Annotated in this window: 8 protein-coding genes; 2 read left to right on the forward strand and 6 right to left on the reverse strand. The window is 66.6% G+C overall.

The features are described 5' to 3' along the window. Positions 1-67: 67 nt before the first annotated feature. The 6 genes from ACQPYR_RS39690 to ACQPYR_RS39715 all read right to left on the reverse strand — a co-directional run bounded on the left by ACQPYR_RS39690 (position 68) and on the right by ACQPYR_RS39715 (position 13,791). A complete protein-coding gene (locus tag ACQPYR_RS39690; RefSeq protein ID WP_433624707.1) occupies positions 68-6,052 on the reverse strand; it encodes an amino acid adenylation domain-containing protein in 5,985 nt (1,994 codons plus the stop codon). A gap of 14 nt (positions 6,053-6,066) precedes the next feature. After that, on the reverse strand, positions 6,067-9,186 hold the full coding sequence (gene nbtC / locus ACQPYR_RS39695; protein WP_433624709.1) for a nocobactin polyketide synthase NbtC: 3,120 nt from the start codon (positions 9,184-9,186) through the stop codon (positions 6,067-6,069). After that, entirely contained in the window at positions 9,179-10,495 is a 1,317-nt protein-coding gene (locus ACQPYR_RS39700; protein ID WP_433624711.1) for a polyketide synthase, read from the reverse strand. The genes nbtC and ACQPYR_RS39700 overlap by 8 nt, the downstream gene beginning before the upstream one ends. Further along, entirely contained in the window at positions 10,492-11,283 is a 792-nt protein-coding gene (locus ACQPYR_RS39705; RefSeq protein WP_433624713.1) for a thioesterase II family protein, read from the reverse strand. Before ACQPYR_RS39705 ends, ACQPYR_RS39700 begins: the two co-directional genes overlap by 4 nt. 207 nt (positions 11,284-11,490) lie before the next feature. Continuing rightward, a complete protein-coding gene (locus ACQPYR_RS39710; protein ID WP_433624715.1) occupies positions 11,491-12,426 on the reverse strand; it encodes a methionyl-tRNA formyltransferase in 936 nt (311 codons plus the stop codon). 42 nt (positions 12,427-12,468) lie between these two features. Beyond that, positions 12,469-13,791: a SidA/IucD/PvdA family monooxygenase gene (locus ACQPYR_RS39715; protein WP_433624717.1), complete on the reverse strand. Its 1,323-nt coding sequence runs from the start codon at positions 13,789-13,791 to the stop codon at positions 12,469-12,471. Positions 13,792-13,933: 142 nt separating this feature from the next. Here ACQPYR_RS39715 and ACQPYR_RS39720 point away from each other — a divergent pair, with 142 nt between their 5' ends. Both ACQPYR_RS39720 and ACQPYR_RS39725 read left to right on the forward strand, forming a co-directional pair. Further along, on the forward strand, positions 13,934-14,437 hold the full coding sequence (locus ACQPYR_RS39720) for a hypothetical protein (protein ID WP_433624719.1): 504 nt from the start codon (positions 13,934-13,936) through the stop codon (positions 14,435-14,437). Between the two features lie 123 nt (positions 14,438-14,560). Next, on the forward strand, positions 14,561-15,262 hold the full coding sequence (locus ACQPYR_RS39725; protein WP_433624721.1) for a siderophore-interacting protein: 702 nt from the start codon (positions 14,561-14,563) through the stop codon (positions 15,260-15,262). Positions 15,263-15,406: the final 144 nt, after the last annotated feature.

The following is a 15,406-nucleotide window of genomic DNA, read 5'->3' on the forward strand; positions in this document are numbered from 1 at the left end:
AACGCCTTTCGGCCCACGGACATCGCATCGCCCTTCGTCGGGTCCGCCGCTCGGAAGAAGTCGCCCCTCATCGCGACTGCTTCCATGCCGCACCCAATGCGGCCAGCGCGTCCGAGCCGAGGCCGGACACGCTCATCGCGGCGTGCTGGTGGTTGTCGGTCGGCTCCTCGGGCTCAGCCCGCACGCCACCGCTACCGAAGGTGTCGCCGATGGTCGTGGTCTCCCCGGCGGCTACCGCTTCGTCTACTGCGGCCGCGAGTTCGCCGATGGTGAGGTGCTCGAATACCAGCTGCGGAGACAGCGGGAGACCGAGCTCATTGGCACGGGCCGACCACTGGATGGAGATCACGCTGTCGCCGCCGAGTGCGAAGAAGCCGTCGTCGGCGGTGACATCCGCGATCTCGAGCAGTTCCTCGAGGATCGCAATGAGCTGCTGTTCGGTCTCGGTGTGCGCCACATCGGAAGATGCTGTGCCCGTGCTGGTTTCACCGGCGCTATCGGTCCGGAAGGCGAGCCGCCCCGCGGTATCCCAGCGCGCCCGCTGCGCCGTGCGGAACAACCGGGCTCCCGGCAGGTGCGGGTCGTCGATGAACGCGTCTGCCGAATCCTCGACGTACCCCTGAGCAAGCCCGACACCACCGACGTACACATCGCCGTCGACGCCGGGCGCGACCGGTCGCAGGGCTTCATCCAGCACCAACAGCCGAGCCCCTGGAATGGGTCGCGCACGTCCGCTGCCATCGACCGCACCGCGTGCCACCGCACCCGCGTACTCCGGAATCCGGAAGTCGAAGGTGGCGATCGAACCGGCCGCGAGCGCGGGCAGCAGATCGGGAAGCGCCGCGGGCCAATCGGTTCCGACGACCTCCCAGCTGCGCACCGACGGCAGCATGGATACGCCGGTCTGCACGAACCGCGACAGCGTGACGGGCTCGGCGACCACATGGGTGACCGAGTGCGCGCCGATCAGCTCGACCAGCGCGACCGGATCTTCACCTTCGGTGGTGAGGATCAGCGTCGCCCCATCGGCGAGCGCGGCCAGCAACTCGACTTCGATCTCCGATCCCGTCCAGGGCGCGGCGACGAGTCGCACATCCGCCGAACCCGTTGCCCGGTCCAGCGATTCGCCGCGGCGATCGGCGGCAATGGCGCGTCGATCGGCCACCGCGGCCGCCAGCGCCTCCCGGTCGAGCACAACGTGCGAAACCGCAATGGTCCCGCCGGTATTCGCTACCGCATCCAGTGCGGCTAGCCTGCGCACCACCCCGGCCACCGAAGCACCATCGGGCACTTGCGCCGGTCCCCCGCCATCGAGCTGTTCGAACAGCTCACCATAGGTGAGCGTTTCGGTACCGCACCGCAGGGCGACCCGATCGGTCGGCACCCCGCGACCGCGCCGGATCAACTCGGCAATGCCCGGCGTCCAGGAGAGCTCCACACCGGTGGCCCATTCACCGAGGACCCGCTGCCGCTCGGCGGCGGGCATGATGTCGAGTTCACCGACCGTGCTGTCGGGTGCTTCGGCGAAGGCCGTCAGTACGCGAAGCATGCGCTGCGCGAACAACTCTCCGGTCGCGGGCTCGTACAGATCGGTATTGACGATGACGCCGGCATCGAAGCCGCCGTCGGAGCCCGCGAAGAAATTGATGCTGAGGTCCAGCAGCGAGGTGTCGAAATCCAATGGCAATACCGTCAGCGTGGTGTGCGCGTCCAAACCCTGACCGGCACCGTCCCAGTTCTCCTCGCGGAAGTGCATCATGGCCTGGAACAGCGGGTTCCTGGACCGGGACCGTGCCGGATTCAGCGAGTCGACCACGCGTTCTATCGGGATGTCCTGATTGCTGTACGCGCCGAGTGCGGTATCGCGGGAGCGCTCCAGCACGGTCCGCAGCGTCGGATCGCCGGACAGGTCATTGCGCAGCACCACCATATTGGCGAGCAGTCCGACCAACTCGGCGGCGGCCGGATCGACCCGGCCCGCGATCGGCGTGCCGAGCGGAATATCCACACCCGCACCCAGTTTGTGCAGCAGAGTCGCGACCGCGGCCTGGTAGAGCATGAATTCACTGCCCCCGCTCGCCTCGGCGAGGCCCTTCAGTTTGCCGCGCAACGCGGCGGGCACCACGAACGGCACCACGTGTCCGTTCTTGCCGAGAATGGCGGGACGCGGCCGATCCGGGGCGACATTGATCTCGTCCGGCAGACCGGTGAGTGTGTCGCGCCAGTAATCCAGCTGCGTGCCGAGCGTCTCGACCACCTCGCGCTGCCACAGCGCATAGTCGGCGTACTGCACGTCCAGGGGCGTCCAGTCCGGATCAGCGCCTGCGATGCGTGCACGGTAGGCGGTGGCGAGGTCGTCCAGAATCGTCCGGAACGACCAGTGATCCGCCACCAGATGATGTACGAGCAGCGAAAGTACGTGGGCCTTGTTGTCCAGCACGAAGATTCGCGGTCGGATCAGCAGTTCGGTATCAACGGCGAAGCAATGCCCACCGGCCGCGGCGAGTTCCGCACGCAGCTGCTCAGGATCGTCCAGCTCCGTTACCGGCACATCGATCGGCCCGGCGGGCAGCACCAATTGATAGGGCACACCGCCGTTCTCGGGGAAGACGGTGCGCAGCACCTCGTGCCGGGCAACGACATCGCCGAGCGCGGCAGTCAGCGCATCGAGTTCCAGCGGACCGTCCACCCGCACCGCGAATGGAATATTGCCGATCGCGCTCGGCCCCTCCAGCTTGCGCTGGAACCACAATGCGAGCTGCGAATAGGACAGCGGAATATGCTCGGGCCGTTCCCGTTTAAGCAAAGCGGGCACGGCGGCGCATGCCTGTGCCGGTGTGGCCTCGATGAGCGCGGCAAGTCCCGCGACGGTCGGGGTGTCGAACGGTGCCCGCACATCGATCTCGATGCCGAATTCGGTGCGAATCCGCACGACCAGGCGGGTGGCCAGCAGCGAATGCCCGCCTAGTTCGAAGAAGGAATCGTCCGCGCCGATCTGCTCGCGGCCGAAGATCTGAGCGAACAGGCCGGCGAGCCGGATTTCGGTGGCGGTGCTCGGCTCCCGGTAGCGGCGTGTGGTGGCGCGTTCCGGATCCGGCAGCGCACGGCGGTCGAGTTTGCCGTGCACGGTCAACGGGATCTCGTCGATCACCGCGAAGGCACTGGGCACCATGTACTCCGGCAACGTCGCCGCGGCGTGCCCGCGCACCTCGTCGATATCGAGCGTCGACTCCGAAAGACCATTGGCCGCGACCACATACGCGGCCAGCATCGCACCGACGGCGGCATCCTCGACCGCGATGACGACGCAGTGGCCGACACCGGGATACGACGCGATGGCCGCCTCGACCTCGCCGAGTTCGATCCGGAACCCACGCACCTTGACCTGCTCATCGGCCCGGCCGACGAATTCGATCTCACCAACGGCGTTGCGTCGCGCGAGATCGCCGGTCCGATACAGCCGAGCGCCCGGCTCGAACGGATCGGCGACGAACCGCTCTGCCGTGAGCCCGCGTCGATTCAGGTAGCCGCGCGCCAATTGCGCTCCACCCAAATAGATCTCACCGACCACACCCGATGGCACCAACTGCAGCGCCTCGTCGAGCAGATACACCGTGACGTTCTGATTCGGCACACCGATCGGCACGATCCGCGTGCCCTGCGGACCCTCCACATTCATATGCGTCGCACACACCACGGCCTCGGTCGGACCGTAGTGATTGCGCAGTTCGGCATCGAAGACGCCGGCGAACTTGTCGGCAACCTCACCGGGCAGCGCCTCACCGCCCACCGGAACATGCCGCAGCGCACGCCATTGGCTCACCTCCGGCAGCAGCAGGAAGGTGCTCAACATCGACGGCACCATATGCAGCACGGTGACCCCGCAGCGGGTGATCAACTCGGCGACATACGGAATATCGCGGAAGGCATCCGGCTTCGGGATGACCAGCCGGGCGCCAAGGGTCAGCGTCACGAAGATATCGAGCAGGGAGGCATCGAAGCTCACCGAGGAGGACTGCAGCAGCCGGTCTTCGGCGGTCATACTCCATTCCGCGACGAAGCCCGCGAGATGTTCGGCGATCGCGGCATGGGACACCGGCACGCCCTTGGGCTTTCCGGTGGAACCGGAGGTGTAGATGACATACGCCAGATGGCCGGGCAGCAGCGGCCGCACCCGGTCCGTGTCGACAGGATCGATCTCCGCAAGTTCGATGGCCGCGGACTCGGCGGCGTCCAGTTCGGCTCGCCCGAGCACCATTCGGGGCGCGGCATCCTCGACCAGGTAGTCGATGCGATCGTCCGGGTAGGCCGGATCGATGGGCAAGTAGGCCGCACCGGATTTGAGCACACCCAGCACCGCGACGACGAACTCCACCGAATTCGACAGCCGCAACCCGACGATGTCCTCGGTGCCCAGTCCACGCCCGATCAGCCAGTGCGCCAGACGATTGGCGCGACGATTCAATTCGACATAGCTGAGTTCGATGTCGCGGTCGGCGGGGGCGACGATGGCGAGCGCGTCGGGCGTTGCGGCGACCTGGTTTTCGAAGAGCGCGACCATGGTGGTCGGTTCGGCCTCGACAATCGGGCCGTGTGACAGTTCGAGAATCGCGGCCCGATCCGCCGTGCCGAGCATATCGATATCACCGAGCCTGCGGTCGGGATTCGCGAGCGCGCTGTCCAGCAGCTGCACATAGTGGCCGAGCAGCTGTTCCACCAGGGCACGGTCCAGATCAGCGATCCGGTACTCGGCCTCCAGATAGGCGCCATCGGCTTCGGTGACAACGGTCAGTCCCAGCGGAACCTGCGCCACCGCGCTACCGAGATCCAACAGCTTCGCCTCGACACCCGCGAGATCGAAGCCCTGTGCGCTCCTGCGGACCCCGAAGCCGAGTCGGACCAGCTGCTCCAACCCGTCTCGGCCGCCGACGCGATCCGGATTCGCCTCGCGCACGACGCGATCGATGCCGACATTGTGATGTGCGAAGGCACCGACACAGGTGTCGCGAATGGTTTCGGTGAAGCGAGCGAAGGTGTCCTCGGGGCCGATGGTGGCACGCAGCAGCAGCGTATTTCCGAAGTAGCCGATCAATGATTCGGCGGCGGCATCACGCACGGTTACCGGGACCGATACCAGGAAATCCGTTGCCGCGGTGTAGCGATGGATCACCGCGTCATAGGCGGCCAGCCACACCATGAACGGGGTGGCGGCGTGCGCACGCGCGAAGGCCTCGACCCGGCCGACGAGCTCCGCGGGCAACGGCAATGTGCACCGATTGGACTGCTTGGCCGCGACCGTGGCGACCGTGGCCGGACCAGGGAGTTCCAGGGATTCCGGCAGTGGGCGCAGGGTGGCGCGCCAGTAGTCGATATCGGCGCTGTCGTTGTCGGCGGCGATGTCGCCGATGACCGCGACGTCGACGAATTGCGCACGGCCGGTCTGGGCGGACTCGGCGCGGTAGGCGGCATTGAGCTCGGTGAAGAAGACCGCCCAGGAGTCGTCGTCCCAGCTGATGTGATGTGCGACCAGTAGCAGGGCGAATTCGTCGGCGCCGGTGCGCACAAGGCTGACGCGCAGCGGCGGCTCGGTCGCGAGATCGAACGGTCGGCCGAATTCCCGGCGCGCCAGCACTTCCAGCCTGCGCGACCGGCCGGATTCCGGCAGATCGGTCAGATCGTGTGCCTGCCAAGACAGTTCGAGATCGGCACGGACGATCTGGTACGGCTCGCCGTTCTCGTCGAGCCCATAGGTGGTTCGCAGTATGTCGTGGCCGTTCACGACGGCCCCGACCGCATCGCGCAGCTGCGCCTGGTCGAGCGCACCCGTCAGCCGGTAGGCCACACAAATATTGAGGGTCGTGTCCTGCGGATCGCGGGTCTGCAGAAACCACATGCGCCGCTGCCCCGCCGAAAGCGGATGACGCTCACCGGGTTTCGATCTGCGAATCGGCGCATTCTCGGAAGTCGGTGCGGTCAGACCACTTTCGGCCAAACGCTGACGCAGCAGCGCCTTGCGGCGGTCCAGCACGCTCGCCGGCTCATTGTTCGACATCGTCAATCCCTCGCCTAGACGTTGCTGTCGGCCATCAGGCGCACGACGTCGTCCAACGACGCGCCGCCCAGAATGGCCGCCACCGGAAGATCGCGGTTCAGTTCCGCCTGCACCCGCTTGCGGAAGTCCAACGCCTGCAGCGAATCCAGGCCGAGCGCCACCAGCGGCACCGAGCTGTCGATGGCGTCGAGCCCGTCGGCGCCCATCACCTTGCCCAGTTCGATGCGGACCTGGTCGGACAGTGAACCGGCGGGCCGTGGTGCGGGCTCTACCGCAATCACCGGTGCCTGCGCCGGCTCGACAGCGGGAGCCGGGCGCTGCACCTGTGCGAGAACATTCGTAAGCAACGGCCCGAACCCGAGCGCGGAGATGAGGGCATGCACCTGGAACCAATCGGCCGCGGCGACCAGCCGGTTGCCGGGTCTGCCGATTTCGGCATAGTCGGACATCCCGACTACGAGAGCGGCAGCAGGATCCATCGGGACCACTCCGGCCGCGGTGACCCGGTCCAGACCGACCGCATGCAGCGGCCCCGCCAGATCCCAGATGCCCCACTGCACCGCAACGGCATTCGCGCCCCCGGCGCGCAGGCGCTGTGCGAGCACATCGAGCATGCGGTTGACGGTGGCGTAGAGGATCTGTCCGCGGCCGCCGAACGTCGCGGCCGCCGAAGAACAGATGATGATGCGACAGTCCTCGCTCATCGGCAGTGCGCGCAGCAACAGATCGGTGCCGACAATCTTGGAACCGCCCATCTCCCAGACCTTTTCGGCAGTGATATCGCCGAGGTCGGCACCGACGTAGTTCACCGCCGCATGCACCAGCATGCTCACCGGCCGATCGGCATGCGCATCGGCGAATCCGCGCACCGCGGCCTGGTCGCTGACATCGCACGCGACGACCACGACCTCGCCATCACCGCTCTCCCGGATCGAACGCAACCTAGCCGCGATGGCGTCGGTCTCCCCGGAACGGCTCAGCAGCGTGATACGTCGAGCGCCACGCTCGGCGAAGTGCGCGCCGAACTTCAACCCCAGTGTGCCGGTGCCGCCGACGATCACGATGTGGTCGAGTTCCTCGGATGCGGCGGCACCCGAAGACTCCTGGTCGACTTCGAGCCGCTTGGCGTACAGATCACCCGTACGCAGCGCGAGTTGCGGTTCATCCTTGGTATGCAGGGCCCGCACAATCGCGGCGGCCTGCGCGGCGTCGCTCTCGCCGACGCCGAGATCCAGATGCCGGAACGCGGTGCCGATGTGTTCCATACCGATGCAGCGGAATCCGGCCGAAATCGCGCCGTGGAACAGGTGCGGCACGGCACCCTCGGCCACCACGGATTCACCGCCGATGGTCAGCAGCCAGCAGTCGGTGACGGTCGAGTCGATGGCGGGTAGCCACCGCGACTCATAGAACTCGGCCACCTCACGAAGGGCGGTAGGCCCGTCCATATCCGGAAGTTCCGGCAGCAGTATGACAACGGCATCGTGGTCGAGGGCACGCTCGGGGCGAACTGGATCGAAAACCGTGGCATTGCCGCCGTGGTTGTACGCCGCGGTGGTCAGCGCGGCCGCCAGTTCGCCGCATCGCCCGGAGGGGTCGACTATCAGCAGTGTGCGCGGCGCGTCGAGCGCACGTCGCTCCAGCCGCACCCAGCTCTCGGTCAGTCGCGTCGGGTACTCGCCCCCACCCACCGCTTCCGCGCTCACCGGTTCCGGCGGCGCGATCGGCGTCGCGGATCGGTATGCGGCCCAGAGCCGTTGCGGGTTGAGCACGGTATTCGGGAAGTCACGAAGCGGCAATTGGACAGTGCCGGCGCCGGATTCGCTGCGCAGCGAATCCCATGAATAATTCAGGTCGTGGACCGCGACCGCGGCCAGGTTGCGCGTGAACTCCGTCAGCGCCGTCGCGGTGCGCAGCGACGTGCCGAGCACCTGGAAATCGCGTGGCGGCAGCCCCGGGTCACGCGGCACCAACATCAGATTCTCCTGCACCGCCAGTTGCAGCATCGGATGTTCGGAGACCTCGATGAAGGTGTCGACGCCGCCGGTTGCGGCCGCCACGATGGCGCGATCGAAGCGAACCCGGTTGCGTAGATTCCAGTACCAGTACTCGTCGTGCTGCAGATCCGGAGTGATCGCCGCGCCGAGTGTGGCTCCGTAGCAAGGAATATCGGTATCGGTGAAATTCGGCCCGCTCATCTCGGTGCCGAGGAATTCCTCGAACTCCGCCCGCAATTCGGCCACGATCGAGGTGTGCGCCGGGTAGGCGACCCGAATCTCGCGGGCGAACTGGCCCTGCGCGGTCGCGGTCGCGACCATGTCGACAATGGTGTCCCGATCCCCCGAGATGGCCAGAATATGTGGCGAATTGACCACCGACAGCTCAGCCCACCCGGAGTGCCTGGCCAGCAGCGCCTCGCAGTCATCGCGGTCCATCCCGAGCACGGCCATCGAATAGCCGCGCGGCGAGATCCGCTCGACCAGCCGGGCGCGATGGGTCACCGCGAGTACCGCATCGCGCCGGGTCATCACACCGGAGACCGCACCGGCCGCCAGCTCGCCCTGGCTGTGCCCGATGGTGGCGGCGGGCAGCACACCGACGGCACGCCACATAGCGGCCAGACCCGCCATATGAAACATCAAGGCGGGCTGCACCTCCCAGACCGCGTCGGCGTATTCGCCCTCGTGCCCGAGCAGATAGTGCAGCGGGCTGACGTGGCCGAAACGCTCCTCGTGGATCTCGGCGCACGCGTCGATCTCGGCTCGGTAGGCCGCGGAAACCTCGTAGTACAGCGCGCCCATACCCGGCCGCTGGCTGCCCTGACCGGGAAAAACCAGCCCGATCCGGCGGGCGGTCGCGGCTGCGTCGGTCGATACCACCGCCGCATGGGAGGCGTCTTCGGCGATCGCCCGCAGCGCGTCGAGTAGTTGCACGCGATCGGTGACCATCACCAGCGCCCGCCGTCGGCGCGCGACCCTGGTGCGAAACAGCATGTCCGCCACGCGATCCGGGGACACTCCGGGATGCCGCTCCAGATATCCCAGGATGGCAGCCGCCTCGCCGCGCAGTCCGTCGGCCGTATCGGAGGAAAGCAGTACGGGGACGGTGCCGTCCGGTAGTCGGTAGTCAGGCATCGGTATCCTCCAGCACGGGCATGGCCAAGATCGCGTGCGCGTTGGTGCCTGCGACGCCGAACGAGGAGACGGCGCCACAGCGGACGCCGTCGATCGGGTCCCAGGGTTCGAGTTTCGTGGCCAGCCGCAAGCTGGTGGCGTCCCAATCCACCTCGGTGGTCGGGTTGTCCGCGTAGAGGCTCGGCGCGATCTGACCGTTCGAGCCGCTCAGCAGCAGCTTGATCAGGCCGAGCACCCCCGAGGCGGCCTGCGCGTGACCCATGTTCGACTTCACCGAGCCGAGTCGCGGACCATTGTTGCCGCGGTCGACACCGCCATAGGACTGTGCGAGGGCGGTGAGCTCGAGCGGGTCGCCGACCGGCGTTGCGGTGCCGTGCCCCTCGATCAGGCCGATGTCGTCCGGTTGGATTCCGGCCGCCGCCAAGGTCTTCTCGATCAGTCGCTGCTGTGCCGTCGCGCTGGGTACCGCGAGCGGTGCGCCCTTGCCGTTGTGATTGACCCGGGTGGCGAGCACGCGGCCGTAGATCCGATGGCCGAGTTCCCGTGCGCGCGATTCGCGTTCCACGACGACCACACCGGCGCCCTCACCCCACAGCGTGCCGGTCGCATCGGCGGCATAGGAGCGACAGTGGCCGTCGACGGCGAGTGCCTTGTTCTTGGAGAACTCGAAAAACGCCGCGGGCGAGCCCATGACACAGACGCCACCGGCCAGCGCCCAGTCACATTCACCGGCACGCACGGCATTGGCAGCCAGGTGCAATGCGGTCAGCGACGATGCGCACGCGGTGTCGGTGGTCAGCGACGGCCCGATCAGTCCGAGGCTGTGCGAAATCCGACCCGCGACCGCGCCGAGAGCGGTCCCGGTGGCGCGGTATCCGGAGTACTCGGTGACCACACCGGACTGCGGCCCGTATTCATTGATGGACGCACCCATGAAACAACCGACGTCAGCGCCGTCCAGCGCGCCCGGATTGATGCCCGCATTCTCCAGCGCCCGCCAAGCCACCCGCAGCGCGACCCGCTGCTGCGGATCCATCGAAATGGCCTCACGCGGGGTGATGCCGAAGAACATCGGATCGAATTCGGTTGCCTCCGACAGGAACCCACCGGCATCGGCGACCCGGCTCCAGCCTTCGGCGCGGTGCAGCGCGAGCAACTCCTCGATCGGCCATTCCCGATTGCGCGGGAACGGTCCGATGAGTTCGCGCGCTTCGGCCAGCGCCGACCAGAAGTCGGGCAGCGTTTCGATACCGCCCGGCGCCTCGACGGCCATACCGGAGATGACGATCGGATCCATTTCGCTACTCATCCGACGCGATCCAGTTCGGGCGCGAGCAACTCCGCGATACCGACGGCATTGTCGTTCAGGTAGAAATGCCCGCCGTCGAAGATGGTGACGTCGATTTCCTGTGCGCTGTGATCGGACCAGCCATACAGCTCACGCGGCGTGATGAAAGTGTCCTCGGCACCGCCGAGCACATGAATCTTGGCCTGCACCTGGACATCCACCGGACAGGTATAGGCATCGAAGGCGCGGTAGTCGGCCTTCACCACCGGCAGCGCCATCCGCATGAGCTCGCGGCTGCCGAGTACATCGGCGCCGGTGCCCTCCAGGGCGCCGAGGTGGTCGAGGATCTGCTCGTCCTCGGTCGGATGCGGCGGCAAGTCGATAGCCCGGCCCGGCGAAACCGCGGCGGACGGGGCGAGCAGTCGCACCTCGAGTCCGGCCGCCTCGGCATTGCGCACCAGTTCGAAGGCCACCATCGCGCCCATGCTGTGGCCGAAGACCGTCAGCGGCAGACCGCGATTGTGTGCGGAAGTCCGGAATTCCGCGAACGCACCGGCGGCCAGATCGGGCAGCGTGGCGAGTGCCGCCTCGCGGGCCCGGTCCTGACGACCCGGGTACTGGAAGATCAGCACATCGAAGTGCTCGCTGAGCACCTTCGAGAACGCGCGATAGGTGGACGCGCCGCTGCCCGCGTGCGGGCAGATCAACAATGGCGGGCGCGCTGTGCCGTTTCGAGCGACCTGTGAGCAGTCGCTAGCGGTGGAGCGGGGCTTATGGAATTGCCGGATCCATCCGAGATTTGCTGGCATTTCTTGACTCCTGCGCTTCCGCCGGACGTCCCGGCGCAACGGTCGCGCCAGGCAGCGTCATTCGATCGGCGGCGTACAACAACCCCCGGCTCGCTGCACTGATCTGGTTTCTTCTGAACGGTCGATTCTTCTGAACGGTCGCCCGATATTAGCGTAGCCTACCCTAACAAGTCTACTGATTCGGGCCGACCCCCCTGTGCCGCCGCCTCATCGATCAGTGAGATAGCCACCGCGCGTGAAGAATTCCGCGGCCGAATGTTCGGTACCGTCCGCGGTGCGAATCCGGGTGAGCACCAAGCCACGGTTGCGCCCGCGATGCGCCTCCGGACCACACACCACCGCGCCGCCGCCCTCCTGCACGATCACCCGACCGGGCGTGCCGCCGTAGCGCGCCTCCGAGACCGCCGCCTCGAGCACCTCGATCCGCTCATCGCGGTAGTAGGTGAACGCGCGCGGATACGGCTCGGACAGCGCGCGCACGAAACGCTCCAGATCGACGGCGGACCAGTTCCAGTCGATGCGGCTGTCCCGTTCGGAACGCTTGTGGAAGTACGTGCGCTCGGATTTGCGCTGCGGCTTCCATTGCGCGGTACCGGATTCCAGGGCGTGCAGCGCTTCCTGCAGCGCGCCGGGGATGAGTTCCATACCGCGCAACACCAATTCGGTGCCGGTATCGGTGGGTCCGATGGGCAATGAGCGCTGCACCAGGATGTCGCCGGTATCCAAGCCCTCGTCCATTCGATGCACGGTCAGGCCCGTCTCGGACGCACCGCTGATCAGCGCCCACAGCACCGGGGAGAAGCCGGTGAACTCGGGCAGCAGCGAATCGTGCAGATTCAGGGTGCCGTGCGGGGGCAGGTTGTAGAGCTCGGCGGGCATCCAGGTGTACCAACTGTTCACCACGATCACATCCGGCTCGGCCCGCTTCACCAGGTCGATGGTTTCGGCATCGGCCCGTTCGGTCAGATGCAGCGGGATGTTGTGCTCGCAGGCGAGGTCCTCGACCGAATCCGACCAGATTCCCTTGTAGGAGTCCGCACTGGCCGGATGGGTGACCGCGAGCACGACCTGGTGCTCCGAATCGATCAGTGCCTGTAGCGTTTTGCGGCCCCAGGTCTGGAAGCCGAACGAGACGATGCGCATGAAAACCTCACGTAGATGTACTGGGGAATATCCGGGGCCGAATCAGCCAAGCCGGGCGGCCGCACCCCGCCGCGCACCGACGACCTGACGCGCCGGGGCGGTACGCAAGACCCGATCCGAAAGTTCGCCGAGGCAGCTGAGATTCGGGAAGCCGGGCCCCTGTGCGATGGCCGCCATATTCGGCAGATAGAGCTTCGCGTCCAGTCCGGAGACCGCGAGGTCGTAGCCGATCGAGGCCTCCAGCCTGGGCTGGGTCAGCGGGCCGCCGACGGCGAGCTCGAGCAGATCGGCGGCATCGGAATCGAAGAGCTCCAGAAACCACAGCGGCTGCCCGCCGGTCGCGTCGACCACCAGGTCGAAGTTCTGCACCAGATCCGGGCGACGGTCGTTGCGCAGCGTCACCGCCACGCCGTCGCCCTGTTCGGCGACCCGCACGACCCGTCCCTGCAGATGATGTACGCGGTTGTCGCCGATGACGCTCTCCTGCACGCGAACCGAGAACACACCGCGGTCGGTGCGCCGGATGACGTCGCGGCGCTCGTCCATGCTCAGCGCGTTCCACTTCGTCGGATCGCTGAAAAGCGCGTTCTCGAAATAGCTTTCGCCGCGGGTGTAGATGGTGGCCTTGGGCGTGATCACCGAGATGGTCAGCATGTCGTGGCGAACCAGCTCGTCCAGCGCCGAACCCGCTGTTTCGCCGCCGCCGATCACCGCGACGCGCGAGGAGACCGGCAGCGCGCGTTTGCCCGCCAGGTCCCAGAATTCGGCGATGCTGAGCACCCTGGGGTGTTCGGCCAAGGCCCGACCGCTGTGGCCAGGACCGGTGATCATCAGCGCGTCCGTGTCGATCTGGGTGCTCACAGCAGTGTTGTTTCGAGCGACCTGCAAGCGGTCGCCAGCGGCGGCGTCGGTCACCGAAACCAGCCAGCCGCCGGCGGCCGCCGCGACCGAATCCACTGTCCCCAGGACCAATTCGAGATCTATCGCGCGGGCCACCCACTGCAGATATTTAGCCCAGACGTGGTGGTGCGGGCTCGGCCGGCCGCGGTCGATCCATTCGGCGTAGGTGCCGTGCTCGACCAGAAAGGAGGTCCAGCTGTAGGCCATCATCGCCTCGTCGATGGCCCGGTTGTGCCCGCGCGCCCAAGTCGAGTGGTACGGGAATCCGATGTCCTTTTCCGGGCTGGTACCGAGCCGGTGCTGCCCGTCGGTCCAACCACCGCTCGGCAGCCAGTTGCCGCCGACGGCATGCGCCTCGACGACGATCACGCGCGGGGCCGCGAGCCCCAATTTCCGCAGGACGTGCGCCTTTGCCGCCACCGCAAGGGCTTTCGGCCCGGCGCCGACCACCAATAGTGTGTCCACGGTTCTCCTGCGTTCGATCTGGTGCGGTAGCCAGGGTCGCCTAACTTCCGACTTCAGCTTTGCATAGGCTTACCTTATATTGCACTCTAGTGCCAGTCCTCGGACCGGCACCTCCCCGGCAAACGAACGATTGGATGATCCGATGCACAGCACCAGAAATAGGCCGGTGGCGCGCCTTGCCGCCGCGGCGTTCTCGCTCACCGCGGCCGCCGTTATCGGCGCATTCGGCACCGTCGCAGCCGTGACGCCGGCCACCGCCGCGCCCACCGCCGCGCCCATCGGCGCGCCGATGCGGACCGCGGCTCCCGGCCTCGGCGAGCTGAAGGCAAAGCTGCAACTGGTGCTGAACACCGGAGCGTCGCGCTCCGCGCGCGCGGCCGAACTCGAGGCGGGCGAGGCCGGTCTCAGCCTGGTCGACCAGGTCGGCAGCGTCATGGCCTCGGCGCCGCCGAGCTTCCGCTGGAACGTCCTCGGCCCGGTCAATGTCTCCGGCGATCTGCTCACCGCCCAGCTGACCACCGCCATCGACGGCTGGGACCCCTGGTACTTCGACCTGTCCTGGAAGCAGATCGACGGCACCTGGAAGCTGACCCGCGAGGCCGAATGCACCATCGCGAGCGTCGCGATGCTGCCCTGCAACCTGTAACCCCCTGCGAAACAAGCGAGTTGGCCCCGAGGCAGATCACCGCCTCGGGGCCACACGGCCATTCGGAACACTTTCACCGGACACCCCACGACATCAGAGTGTGTTTAGGCTAACCTTAGCTGCATGGGCAGAGGTTTCGAAGGGTTGATGCTGAAGGCGTGGCGCGCCGAGGATTACCGGCTCACGGTGACCTCGACCGAGTACATCAGCGACAAATACATGCGGCTCGGATTCGACGCGGGTGGACTGCTCGCCGATCATCCGGTGCATCCGACGCAGTGGGTGCGGCTGTGGATTCCGAACGGTGAGCGCGAGCATCAGCGGGGCTACACGCTGGTCGATCCCGATCCGGACGGGAACAAATTCTCGATCGAATTCGCGGTGCACCACGGGCCCGCCTCGATGTGGGCGCAAAAGGCGGCCGTCGGCGACCAGATCGATGTCTCGGTGCTCGGCTCGGATTTCCAACTGCCCGACCCACTCCCGAGCGAGTTCGTCATCTTCGGCGATACCGCGTCGCTGCCCGCCATCAATTCCCTGCTCGACGCGATCGGCGACGTGCCCGCCCAGGTCTGGCTGGAATGGCAATACGAATCCGACACCGGGCTCCCGGTCCGCAATAAGCCGCACCACCAGGTGAAATGGGTGCAGCGGATCGACAACGGCCGGCTGCTGCGCGAGCAGGCCAATGAAATGGAATGCCCGAAGGACGCTTTCGCCTGGGTCGCGTGTGACGGCCACACCACGCGGTCGATCGTCAAGGCGCTCAAGACCACCCACGAGCTCCCGAAAACCGCCATCAAATCCCGCGCGTACTGGAAATGACAGCCCCGGCCACCTTCGACTCTCCTCGGCAGCGCCGAGCAGACAGCGGGGCGGGTCATCCTCCGGGATGATCTGATCGCGACTTTGTGTCGACGCATCGGTGCACCCCGATGCGCGATGCTGATGCTCGAATTGCCGCCGGAT

Origin of the sequence: Nocardia sp. CA-120079 (assembly GCF_050955745.1) — a bacterium.
In the GTDB taxonomy this organism is placed as follows: Bacteria; Actinomycetota; Actinomycetes; order Mycobacteriales; family Mycobacteriaceae; genus Nocardia.

Excerpts from the sequence above, each read along its gene's own strand:
- nbtC (WP_433624709.1), bottom strand. The coding sequence starts at position 9,186 with ATGCCTGACTACCGACTACCGGACGGCACCGTCCCCGTACTGCTTTCC.
- ACQPYR_RS39690 (WP_433624707.1), bottom strand. The coding sequence starts at position 6,052 with ATGTCGAACAATGAGCCGGCGAGCGTGCTGGACCGCCGCAAGGCGCTG.
- ACQPYR_RS39700 (WP_433624711.1), bottom strand. The coding sequence starts at position 10,495 with ATGAGTAGCGAAATGGATCCGATCGTCATCTCCGGTATGGCCGTCGAG.
- ACQPYR_RS39725 (WP_433624721.1), top strand. The coding sequence starts at position 14,561 with ATGGGCAGAGGTTTCGAAGGGTTGATGCTGAAGGCGTGGCGCGCCGAG.
- ACQPYR_RS39705 (WP_433624713.1), bottom strand. The coding sequence starts at position 11,283 with ATGCCAGCAAATCTCGGATGGATCCGGCAATTCCATAAGCCCCGCTCC.
- ACQPYR_RS39710 (WP_433624715.1), bottom strand. The coding sequence starts at position 12,426 with ATGCGCATCGTCTCGTTCGGCTTCCAGACCTGGGGCCGCAAAACGCTA.
- ACQPYR_RS39720 (WP_433624719.1), top strand. The coding sequence starts at position 13,934 with ATGCACAGCACCAGAAATAGGCCGGTGGCGCGCCTTGCCGCCGCGGCG.